Annotated in this window: 10 protein-coding genes and 1 tRNA gene; 8 read left to right on the forward strand and 3 right to left on the reverse strand. The window is 31.3% G+C overall.

What is annotated here, in order from left to right:
- Positions 1–59: 59 nt before the first annotated feature.
- The 7 genes from trmB to BMY86_RS11880 all read left to right on the forward strand — a co-directional run bounded on the left by trmB (position 60) and on the right by BMY86_RS11880 (position 4,782).
- A complete protein-coding gene (trmB, locus tag BMY86_RS11850) occupies positions 60–734 on the forward strand; it encodes a tRNA (guanosine(46)-N7)-methyltransferase TrmB (RefSeq protein WP_091469686.1) in 675 nt (224 codons plus the stop codon).
- On the forward strand, positions 734–1,369 hold the full coding sequence (locus BMY86_RS11855) for a LysE family transporter (protein ID WP_143065664.1): 636 nt from the start codon (positions 734–736) through the stop codon (positions 1,367–1,369). Before trmB ends, BMY86_RS11855 begins: the two co-directional genes overlap by 1 nt.
- Positions 1,370–1,373: 4 nt before the next feature.
- Positions 1,374–1,700, forward strand: a complete 327-nt coding sequence (locus BMY86_RS11860; RefSeq protein ID WP_091469691.1) for an MGMT family protein — start codon at positions 1,374–1,376, stop codon at positions 1,698–1,700.
- Between the two features lie 161 nt (positions 1,701–1,861).
- Entirely contained in the window at positions 1,862–2,998 is a 1,137-nt protein-coding gene (locus tag BMY86_RS11865) for an Mrp/NBP35 family ATP-binding protein (protein ID WP_091469693.1), read from the forward strand.
- An 87-nt stretch (positions 2,999–3,085) separates the two neighbouring features.
- Entirely contained in the window at positions 3,086–3,325 is a 240-nt protein-coding gene (locus tag BMY86_RS11870) for a NifU family protein (protein WP_091469695.1), read from the forward strand.
- Positions 3,326–3,397: 72 nt separating this feature from the next.
- Positions 3,398–4,450: an NAD(P)/FAD-dependent oxidoreductase gene (locus BMY86_RS11875; protein WP_091469700.1), complete on the forward strand. Its 1,053-nt coding sequence runs from the start codon at positions 3,398–3,400 to the stop codon at positions 4,448–4,450.
- Complete coding sequence (locus tag BMY86_RS11880; protein WP_091469706.1) at positions 4,450–4,782, forward strand: 2Fe-2S iron-sulfur cluster-binding family protein; 333 nt, start codon at positions 4,450–4,452, stop codon at positions 4,780–4,782. Before BMY86_RS11875 ends, BMY86_RS11880 begins: the two co-directional genes overlap by 1 nt.
- 146 nt (positions 4,783–4,928) lie before the next feature.
- Here BMY86_RS11880 and BMY86_RS11885 read toward each other — a convergent pair whose 3' ends face one another.
- From BMY86_RS11885 to BMY86_RS11895, 3 genes are all read right to left on the reverse strand, one after another.
- Complete coding sequence (locus tag BMY86_RS11885) at positions 4,929–6,362, reverse strand: hypothetical protein (protein WP_091469708.1); 1,434 nt, start codon at positions 6,360–6,362, stop codon at positions 4,929–4,931.
- Between the two features lie 192 nt (positions 6,363–6,554).
- Positions 6,555–7,451 carry a metallophosphoesterase gene (locus tag BMY86_RS11890; protein ID WP_091469711.1) on the reverse strand — a complete coding sequence of 299 codons (897 nt, stop codon included), beginning with the start codon at positions 7,449–7,451 and terminating at the stop codon, positions 6,555–6,557.
- Between the two features lie 72 nt (positions 7,452–7,523).
- A tRNA-Leu gene (locus BMY86_RS11895) sits at positions 7,524–7,605 on the reverse strand.
- Between the two features lie 224 nt (positions 7,606–7,829).
- Between BMY86_RS11895 and BMY86_RS11900 the strand changes: the two genes are divergently transcribed.
- Positions 7,830–12,170, forward strand: a complete 4,341-nt coding sequence (locus tag BMY86_RS11900; protein WP_091469713.1) for a T9SS sorting signal type C domain-containing protein — start codon at positions 7,830–7,832, stop codon at positions 12,168–12,170.
- The last annotated feature ends 21 nt before the right edge of the window (positions 12,171–12,191 follow it).

The raw sequence follows: 12,191 nt of genomic DNA on the forward strand, positions 1-12,191 counted from the left end.
TTTTTTACAAAGATAGATACTTTAAATTTTATACTTTTGCTAAAAATTATATAAATATCGTGGGAAGTAAAAATAAACTTAAGAGATTTAATGAAAACCTAACTTTTTCTAATGTGTTTCAGCCAACTAGAGAAGAAGTGGTTTCAGATAGTTTAGCTTTAAAAGGAAAGTGGAATTCAGATTTTTTTAAAAATAATAACCCTATAGTACTAGAATTAGGTTGCGGAAAGGGTGAATATTCGGTTGGTTTAGCAGAGAGATATCCAAATAAAAATTTTATTGGTATAGATATTAAAGGTGCTCGTTTTTGGCGTGGTGCGAAAACTGCTGTGGAAAACGGTCTGAACAATGTTGCTTTTCTTCGTACACAAATTGAATTAATTTCTCATTGTTTTGCAAAAGATGAAGTGGATGAAATTTGGATTACCTTCCCAGATCCACAAATAAAATATAAGCGTACAAAACACCGTATGACTAATGCTAGTTTCTTAGAAAATTACAAGAAAATTTTAAAACCAAATGGTTTAATGCATTTAAAAACGGATAGCGAATTCATGCATGGATATACGTTAGGATTATTACATGGTGCTGGTCATGAAGTGTTATATGCTAATCATAATATTTATAAAAATGAAGGAGCGCCAGCTGAAGTAACTGGTATTCAAACTTTTTATGAAAGTCAGTATTTAGAAGTAAATAAACCAATTACTTATATCCAATTTAAAATTAAATAGTGTCAGTACTTTTTGCTTTTGCTTTTGCAGTTTTGTTTTCTTTTGTTGGGGTTTTACCTCCAGGAATTGTTAACATGACTGTGGCTAATTATAGTGTGAAAAAAACATTAAAAAGAGCCAAAAAATTTATTAATGGTGCTATTTTAGTGGTTTTTATACAAAGTGTTATTGGCTATTATTTTGCAACTTTTTTGGAAAGTCATCCTCAAGTCATGCAAAATTTAAAATTAGTCGGAAGTGTTGTTTTTGTTTTATTAACGATATTCTTCTTAGGTAAAGGCATTCAAAACTTACTAAATTCTAAAGATGAAATCAAGAAAAAAACAGCCAAAAGTAAACTAAAACCTTTCTTACATGGTATTTTTATTTCTGGTTTAAATGTCTTTCCTATTCCGTATTATGCCTTTGTAAGTTTGTATTTATCGGCTTTTATTGAAGATTTCTTTTCGAATTTGGTCGGAATAGCTTTTGTGGCGGGTACAACTTTAGGAACGTTTATCGTATTTTTGGGTTATGCCTATTTGTTCCGAAAAATTAAACATAAAGTAACTTTCTTTATCAAAAACATTAACTTTATCATTGCCCTAATTACAGGATTAATTGCGGTTTTTACGATTTATAAATTAAATCATTAAAGTTTTGAATAGCAAAGAAGACAATTTTTTCGAACGTGTGTATGAGGTTGCTAGACAAATTCCATATGGAAAAGTAACTTCTTACGGCGCAATTGCCAAAGCTATTGGCGCAGGTCGTTCGGCAAGAATGGTTGGTTGGGCCATGAATGCTTGTCATGGAAGAGATGATATTCCGGCACATAGAGTAGTAAATCGCTTAGGATTGCTAACAGGTAAACATCATTTTGAAGGAACCAATTTAATGCAACAATTACTAGAAAGTGAAGGAATACAAGTGGTTGACAATCAAATAATAGACTTCAAAAAGCACTTTTGGGAACCCGATTTTTAAAGTTCAAATCGGCAATAAAAAAACCTTATATCGTTATAAAAACTTTTTTAAACGATTAACTACAATCTTTTAAACTTCTTACTATCTTTGCAATCTAAAATTAGTTTAAATAAGCATAGCCTTGTTTAGAGCTTTTTTAAAATTTAGATTTTTTATTAGAGATGAAATTAGATAGAAAAGAAATCCTTTCAGTATTGGAAACTATTTCAATTGCGGGTGAAGGTAAAAATATGGTAGAAAGTGGAGCGGTTCAAAACGTTGTAACTTTCGGAGATGAAGTAGTAGTAGATGTGGTATTAACCACTCCAGCTTTACATATTAAAAATCGCGCAGAAGCAGATATCAAAAAGGTAATTGCCGAAAAAATAAATGCTGATGCAAAAGTTAAAGTGAATATCAAAGTAGAAACACCTGCAAAAGAAGAAGCGAATACTATCAAAGGAAAAGCAATTCCTGGTATAAGTAATATTATTGCGGTTTCATCAGGAAAAGGTGGTGTAGGAAAATCTACAATTACAGCCAATTTAGCCGTAGCTTTATCTAAAATGGGATTCAAAGTTGGTGTGTTAGATGCAGATATTTACGGACCTTCGATGCCAATTATGTTCGATGTAGAATCAGCTAAACCAATTTCGGTAGAAGTAGATGGAAAATCGAAAATGCAACCGGTTCAAAGTTATGGTGTAGAGCTTTTATCTATCGGATTTTTCACTAAACCAGATCAAGCAGTTATTTGGAGAGGACCAATGGCGTCTAAAGCCTTAAACCAAATGATTTTTGATGCAAATTGGGGAGAAATTGATTTCATGTTAATCGATTTGCCACCAGGTACAGGTGATATTCACTTATCAATTATGCAGTCGTTACCAATTACGGGTGCGGTTGTAGTTAGTACACCACAAGCGGTTGCTTTAGCAGATGCCAAAAAAGGAGTTTCAATGTTTATGTCGGATTCAATTCAAGTTCCGGTTTTAGGAATTATTGAAAACATGGCATATTTCACACCAGAAGAACTTCCAAATAATAAATATTATATCTTTGGTAAAGAAGGGGCTAAAAACTTAGCGGAAGATTTAGAAGTTCCGTTTTTAGGTGAAGTTCCGTTAGTACAAAGTATTAGAGAAGCTGGAGATTACGGAAGACCAGCCGCTTTACAAACAGGTTCAGTTTTAGAAACTGTATTTGAAGATTTAGCTAGAAATGTAGTATCGGAAACGGTAAAACGTAACGAAAATTTACCAGCTACAGAAGCAATTAAAATTACAACAATGGCAGGTTGTTCTGCTGTGAAAAAATAGACCTTTTAGACATTAAGATTTTAAACTAAATAAAAGTTATAAAATCTAAATATCTAAAGATTCTAATAATCTATAAAGTCTAAAAAAATGACAGAAATTGAAATAAACGAAAATATCGAAAAAGCTTTAGGCGAAATCCGTCCGTTTTTAAATTCAGATGGTGGTGATATTGAATTAGTTGAAGTTGTAGATGGTAAACATGTAAAAGTTCGTTTACAAGGAGCGTGTACTAGTTGTAGTTTAAGTATCAGTACGATGAAAGCTGGTGTAGAAACTACCATCAAAAAGTATGTTCCACAAATTGAAACAGTAGAAAATATCGCTTAATTTTCTTCCTGATAATTGTCATATTAAATTACGTTATAAAGTTGTTCCTTTATAACATTCAAATTAATACAAATGATTGAAACAGATATATTGATAATCGGTGCGGGTCCAACTGGACTTTTTGCCGTTTTTGAAGCTGGTTTATTACAATTAAAATGTCATATTATTGACGCACTTCCTCAACCAGGTGGTCAATTAGCCGAATTATATCCTAAAAAACCTATTTTCGATATTCCAGGTTATCCTGAAGTATTGGCAGGTGATTTAGTTAATAATTTAATGGATCAAATCAAACAATTTCAACCAGGTTTTACCTTAGCTGAAACGGCGGAAACAATTGAAAAATTAGAAGATGGTTCTTTTATTGTTACTACAAATAAAGGAACGCAACATAAAGCTAAAGCAATTGCAATTGCTGGTGGTTTAGGAACTTTTGAACCAAGAAAACCGCAAATTGATGATATTGCTTTCTACGAAGAAAAAGGTGTAGATTATTTCATTAAAGATCCAGAAAAATACAGAAACAAAAATGTAGTTATTGCTGGTGGTGGTGATTCGGCGCTAGATTGGAGTATTTTCCTTGCAAATGTAGCTTCTTCTGTAACATTAATCCATAGAAGAAATGAGTTTCGTGGCGCTTTAGATTCTGTTGAAAAAGTACAAGAATTGAAAAAAGCAGGTAAAATTAAATTAATTACACCAGCAGAAGTTACAGGAATTAATGGAAGCGAACACGTAGAGTCTATCGATTTAGACATTAATGGTGCGCATCAAAATATTAAAACCGATTATTTTATTCCACTTTTCGGACTAACTCCAAAATTAGGAGCAATTGCCAATTGGGGATTAGAAATCGAGAAAAATGCCATTAAAGTAAACAATGCTTTAGATTACCAAACGAATGTAGATGGAATTTACGCTATTGGTGATGTGAATACGTATCCAGGAAAATTAAAGTTAATATTATGTGGATTCCACGAAGCAACTTTAATGTGTCAGAGTGTTTACAATAGAATCAATCCTGGAAAACGTTATGTATTAAAATATACAACAGTTTCAGGTGTTGACGGTTTTGACGGAACAAGAAAAGAAGCTGAAAAAGCAGTTGTAAAATCGATTGAGTAATGAGTCAAGATATTACAATTTATATTACAGACAGAAATGGTGTGCGTCACGAAGTACAAGCACCTACGGATATGAACATGAACGTGATGGAATTAATCCGTTCTTATGAATTAGCTGAAGAAGGAACCATTGGTATTTGTGGCGGAATGGCAATGTGTGCATCATGTCAGTGTTATTTACTAAACGATGTGTTGCGAACGGAAAGAAACGACGATGAAGAAGCAATGCTGGCCGATGCCTATCATGTAAAAGACAATAGTAGATTAGGTTGTCAAATTCACATTACCGAAGATTTAGAAGGTTTGGAAATTGAAATTGCACCGGAACAATAAATAAAAAAGCGAGACATTCATCTCGCTTTTTTATTTATAATCACTCAATTTCTGCGGCGTTTCAATATATTCTTTTACAATTTGCAACACGCCGTCATCATTGGTGTTAATTAGTTATTTAATAAAGGTTAATAATTTTAAAATTATTATTTCCCGTACTTTCTAAATGCTTGAATTGTTTGATAAATTCCAAAGCCAATAAAAATTTTTGCAAAAATAAAAATAAAATATAGCCAGCCATTACTTTGAATTTCTTTATCATTAAATCCTAAATTAAAAACAAATTTTAAAAAGTAATTTAATGTAAAACTAAATTCTTCAGATTCATTATATACGTTTAAACATAATGGATAATTTGAATTTAAAAAGGAATTTACTATTAATAAAATTAGAAAAAAAACAATACCCGTTATTAATGTAAAACAAATTCCTCTTGTCCAACTTGTGCCGAAATTATTTGAATATTCATTTAACCAAAGTAGAGCATAATCACTTTTAGTCGTTTTTCTATCATTTTTTAAATTATTGAATTCAAATACTGAAAACTTTAAATAATCAATTTTGTTTTCTGTCTTATTCAATTGGTTCTTAATTGTTCTTAATGTGCCAATCGAACATTTTTCAGGAGATTTAATTGTCAAATCATTAAAATAACCAACTTTGTCAAAATGAGTTTTGTTAAAATCGATATATTCACATTCCATATTTTGAAAGGAAACTATTTCTTTAAAAAAAACAGATTCAAATTTTACAGAAAATAAGATTGAATTTTCAAAACTTACTTTTTTTTCAAAATTTACATTTAAATATTTAAAACTAGAATTCTTTAAACTTGACGTGTTTTCAAAAACAGCGTTATCTTTAAAATTTGAATCTTCAAATTCAAAATCTTTGTGAAAAACAGAACGTTTGATGTTTATTCTAGTAAAATCACATTTTTTTATATCCGATTTTTCTTTTATAGTATTACTTAATATAAACAAATCGTCAATAAATGAATCACTAATATTAATACTATCTATGGTATTTTTAGTCATCCAAGATTGTGAAATATAAGCATAACTTAAATAAAAATACTTAATTATATTTCTTTCAAAGCTAAAAAATGTTTTTTCTTCTAAATCATCTTTAAGATTCATTATTGTTAAGTTCTTAATTGAATTATAATTATTAAGACCTCCACTAAAACTAATAAAATTGATACTACAACTTAAGATGTTAAATATTTCTGAACTAATTTTTACTTCAGAAAACCTCAAATAATTTAAATTACTTTTCTCAATAGTCAAGCCATTTTCAATAGAGCAATTCTCAAATTGAAGAGATATTTTATGTTTTTTAAATCTTTTTTTAGTTTCAGAGACTTCAAGTGAATCAAGTTTCTTAGAATTATTTTGAAAAAAACTAATTTCACTTCCTATAAAATTACAATTTTTGAACTTTAAACTTTTCTCTGAAATATCAAATGCTATTGATTCATTAATTTCTATATCATAATTCTCAATTAAATTCTCAATATGAGGATTTGAATTGTCAACAATAACTTTTATAAAAACACCATCTACTTTAGTTTTTCCCATATCTTAACTATTCTATAAAATTTCAATTTCCGAATTACTCAATCCTACCACTCGTAAGCCATTCCGTCAATAAATTTTTATTTACAAAATACTTTTAAGTATCTAGCAACTATGGAATTTTAAAATAAAATTTAAATGTACAAGTTATAACAAAACAACAATGCTGTAAAATATACATATTAACAGAAATAACTATTTATAATCCTCCATCTTCTGTGGCGTTTCAATATATTCTTTTACAATTTGCAACACGCCGTCATCATTCGTGTCGATTAACCATTTAATAAGTGATATTCTGCCGTTTTCAATTTCTATTCCGGTTATGTTTCTGGGATGCACACAACTTCCATCATTAAAAAAATTCAGTAAATTTTCGCTAGGTTTTGGAAAATGTGGGCGATGTGTATGACCCACAACGGTCATTTTATTGTCATTATCTGAAATCCATTTTTTAATGCGACGTTCTACTTTTTCAGATTCTCGGTAATTTTTAGCTGGACTCGTAGGGTCTTTAATTCCCCAAACTTGAAGCGGTTTCCACAAAATTCTAACAAAAAAACGATTGAATTTCCAACCTACATAATTCATAAAATCCGCTTGATGACCATGGGTTAAAAAGATTTCTTTTCCGGTATCAGAATTCTCTAAAACGATGGCTTCATGAAATTTCAAATTGGGCATTAAGGGCATATTTTTTCCTTCCGTCGTATCAAAATATTCTGAAAAATTTCTTTTCACCACATTCTGATTTCGGTAAACCATATCGTGATTACCAAAAATCATGTGTAATTTATTTTTTTCGTAGAATTTTTTAAGCAGTAAAAAAACATTTTTATTGGCTTCAATAATGTCTTTGAAAAAAAGGTTTTCCCATAATTCGTCACCATCACCTAATTCTATGTATTGGAAATCATTTTTATAATAATGATTCAAAGCATGCATGTAAATGTTTCGGTTATTGGCAAAATCATCCGCAAAACTACCATCACCACGGTGACAATCACTAAATAAAATAAATTTATCCGAATGGGTAAACTTAATACGAAGTGCGTTTTGATAGGCTCTAGTTAAACGAGTTTGTGAAGACATTTATAGTAGTTTGATTTACAAATATATAAAATGAATTTCATAAAAAAAGCCCAAACTTTCGTTTGAGCTTTGTGCGGGTGAAAGGACTCGAACCTTCACACCGTGAGGCACCAGATCCTAAGTCTGGCGTGTCTACCAATTTCACCACACCCGCAGTATTGGAGTGCAAATATATAAACATTATTACTATTAACAAATTAATTTACTTTTTTTTAGTTTGAATTAGTGTTTAATTGTCATTTTAGATGTCTAATATTTGAGTTAAAATTCAGTTTGTTATTTTATTATCCTTCCTTTTGTTTTTTGTTTGATAATTAACAAAAAAATTAAATTATTTTATATATTAGTAGCCTCAAATCTAACCTAAATTCATTTTTAATGAAAAATAAACTACTAAAAATCACTACTTTAGCTGTAGTGTTGACTTTTGGAGGGCTTTTTGTGTATCAAAAAACTTCTAAACAAGATTGTGAAGTTGATCAACCTAAATCAATTCATGAAAATGTTAAAATAAAAAAAGGAATTCAAGCAGCAGCTTTATTAAATTCAAAATCAATTAATAATTCTGTTACTAATAATGAAGTTAATGAAACTAAAATCAATAAAATTCATTCAACTTTAATCGATAATACATTACCTTCAAATGAAACTATTTTATCTGATTTAAGTCAGAAAGAATTAGATTCAATCGAAAAAATTAGATTAAAATACCACGACTTTGTAAATAATCATAAATTCAGAAAGCTAATGAAATTGCCTAAACAGGAACGTAAGGCAATGGGATTACCACCGAATGCTTTTTTTGAACAAGATTATTTATATTCTGCTGATCCGAATTTAGGCAGACCAACGCCAGAAGTAACACTTGCACTTCAAAAAGAACTTAATGAAAAACTTGAATCGGGTCGTGTACCAGGTGATGGAATGGACAATCAATGGGTAGAACGTGGTGCGAATAATGTTGGCGGAAGAACTCGTGTTTTAAAATTTGCTCCTGGAAGTACTACAAAAGTTTTTGCTGGTGCTGTAAGTGGTGGTTTATGGGTTAATAATGATATAACATCAACTACAGGGACTTGGTCTCAAGTAACAGGTGTGCCAAGTAATATGGCGGTTACATGTATGACAATAGATCCTTTAAATACTAACATTATGTATATCGGTACAGGTGAAGTATATACAGGAGGAATGGTAAATGGAAATGGAATATACAAATCAATTGATGGTGGGGTAACGTGGAAATTAATTTTTGGTGGAAATACAAATACAATTGCCGATCAAATTACGTATGTACAAGATATTATTGCATGGGTTAATCCTTCTACAAACTTAACTGAAGTGTATTTTGGATCTGATGCTTATGTTTATGGTGAAGAAATTAATTCAGCATCTGGAGGTGCAGGTTGGTCTTGGTTAGGTTTAAATACAATAGGTTTGTATAAAAGTACAGACGGAGAAAATTTTACAAAACAAACAAATGCAGCTCTACAAACTACTAGCACAACAAGATTTGTGGCGCCAAATAGTTTTGATACAGATTCTGCAGGTAATTTGTTTATGGGTACAAAAACCAATGCTTATGGTGCTGGAGGAGGAAGATTATATAAATGCACAAACGGAACTAATTGGGCTCAAGTAAGAGATTTTGGAACTTCAGGAAGAGTGCAATTAGTGGCATCAAAAACTACTTTAGGTAGAATGTATGTTTTATTAGAGGATCAAGTTAATCCAAGTGCATCATATGGCGCAGCTTCTCCTGTTATTAGACGATCAACGGATGCTTTCGTTGCTGATAATACGAATGTTTCTTTACCTACAAGTGTTGGAAATCAACCTCCTGCATCTGACGATTTTTGTAGAGGTCAAGCTTTCTATGATTTAATGATTGGGATGAATCCAACAGATGATTCTGAAGTATATGTTGGGGGAATTGAAATTTTTAGAACAACTACTGCTTTTTCTGCAAATGCATCTTCTATGTGGACACAATATACAGATTGGACTGTAACAGCAACTACAACCGGAAGTACTTCTACAGTAAGAGATGGGGTGCATTCAGATCATCATTGTATGGCTTTTGCACCAGGATTAACAAGCCGTGTGGTTTTTGGAAATGATGGAGGAGTATATTATTCTAATAATTCCGCTAATAGTATTGGTATTAGAAACAATAACTATAATGTGACTCAACCTTATAAAGCTGATATAAATACAGCTTCAACAGCTACAACTAGACTAGTTGCAGGATTGCAAGATAATGGTGTGCAATATGTAAATGGTGCTGCAGCTGGAATTAATGCAATGTCAAGAATACGTGGTGGAGATGGATGTTGGGTATTTATTGAAGATACAGATGCTTATATTATTGGTTCTTATGTTTATAATGTATATTATAGACATGACATTAATGGTGCGCAAACGTATAATATTGCGAATAATCAAAATAATGGTGATTTCGTAAATCAATGCGGTTTAGATAGTACAAACGATCGTTTATATGCAAATGCTTCTGCTGGTACTACGTATCAAATGTATAGATATGATATTGGGGCAGCTTCTTCAACTACAACTACTTTTTCAAATGCCTTAATGAATGATATACCTACATTTTTTAAACCGATGCCTACTACAACAACAAGTTTATTGGTTGGTTTAGCAAATGGAAGAATTCTTAAATTAGTTAATGCAGCTACGGCAGCGAATTCTGCCGGAATCACTTGGTCTAATATTGCAAGTGCTTCTATGTTGGGTGCTGTTTCAGATATTCGATTTGGTGCTACAGAAGACGAAATTTTTGTAACATTCCATAATTATGGCGTTACTAATATTTGGTATACTTCAAACGGAACTGCTGCTACACCAACTTGGGTTAGTAAAGATGGAGATTTGCCAAATTTACCGGTTAAATGTATTTTACAAAATCCGAATGCTACTAATGAAGTAATTATAGGAACGGAATTAGGAGTTTGGTATACGGTTAATTTTAATGCTGCTTCGCCAACTTGGAGAAGAGCCAACAATGGTATGAAAGATGTTAAAGTTATGAATTTTGAATACCGTTCACTAGATAACACTATAGTTGCTTCTACTTATGGAAGAGGAGTTTGGACAGGTCAATTCTGGCAATGTGGAACTTCAGTAAAAACTTGGAACGGATCGGCTTGGTCGCCAGTTGGTACACCAACCTATAGAGACGCAGTTGTTTTTGCTGGAAATTATAATTCTACAGCAACTTTAGATGCTTGTTCAGTGACTGTAAATACAGGTGTAAATGTTGTTTTTAATTCGGGGCATTCTTTACGTGTAGGTGAAAATGTAACAGTAAATGGCACAGGAACTTTAACAATCAATAGCGATGCGGCATTAGTACAATATACTAAACATGCTGTAAATACTGGAAACGTTATTGTAAAAAGAAATTCAGCCAATATGATTCATAATGATTATACAGCTTGGTCTTCACCAGTTGCTAATCAGAATTTATTAGCGTTTTCTCCAAATACATTAACTACTCGTTTTTATCAATATTTATATACAGGAACAACAACGCCAACAGCTTATCAATCGGTTACTCCTTCAACAAATAGTTTCACTATGGCTAAAGGATACATGATTCGTGTAGCTAACAATTGGTCAACATCAACTCCAACAGCCTATAATGGACAGTTTACAGGTGTTCCATATAACGGAACGATTACTTATGCAGTGGGTCAAGGATATAACTTATTAGGTAATCCGTATGCCTCACCAATTAGTGCTTACCGATTCTTAATTACCAATCCGAAAATAAACACGATTTATTATTGGACACATACAGTTTCTGCAAGTGGTGGTGTATATCCGGTAAATAACTATGCGTCTTATACAACTTTAGGAGGAACGGCTTCTGCAGCTGGAGGAGCAATTCCGAATGATAAAATTAATGTGGGTCAAGGTTTCTTCGTGCAAGCAGCTACAGCTTATACTGTAACTTTTGAAAACGAATTAAGAGAAGATGCGTCAACAACGACTCAGTTTTTCAGATCTCCTTATGCAGTTACGGATAGTCAACCAAGTGAAAAACATAGAATTTGGTTGAATTTAAATGATGGAACTAAAAATTATAATCAGATATTATTAGGATACACTTCAAATGCAACAGCAGGAGTTGATTCAAAAATTGATGGAAAAGTATTAGATACATCAAAAACGATGTTGTATAATTTAATTGAAAATACAGAATATGTAATACAAGGTAAAGGATTGCCTTTTTCTGATGATGATGTTGTGAAATTAGGATTAAAAGTTACTGAAGCAAATAGTTTTGAAATCAACATAGAACAAGTTGATGGGTTATTTGAAAATCAAGATGTTTATTTAAAAGATAATTATACTCATGGTATTCATAATTTAAAAGAAGGTTCTTATTATTTTATTTCACAAGTTGGAACTTTTAACGACCGATTTGAATTAATCTATAAAAAACCATCTCAAGAAGTACAAGTAGTTTCAAATGAAGTGGATGTTTTGGTTAAAAATAACGAATTAACGATACAGTCTTATCAGTCAAATATTTCAAACATTGAAGTATATGATGTATTAGGTAAACTGCTTTTTACTATAAACGAAATTCAAAACAAACAATTTAATACGAATCAAATTAATGCTGCAAATCAAGCATTAGTGGTAAAAATTACTTTAGAAAATGGAGAAATGATTACAAAGAAAATCATCATGTAATTCATTTTAATTGAAATAAAA

Source organism: Flavobacterium urocaniciphilum, from assembly GCF_900110615.1.
GTDB lineage: Bacteria > Bacteroidota > Bacteroidia > Flavobacteriales > Flavobacteriaceae > Flavobacterium > Flavobacterium urocaniciphilum.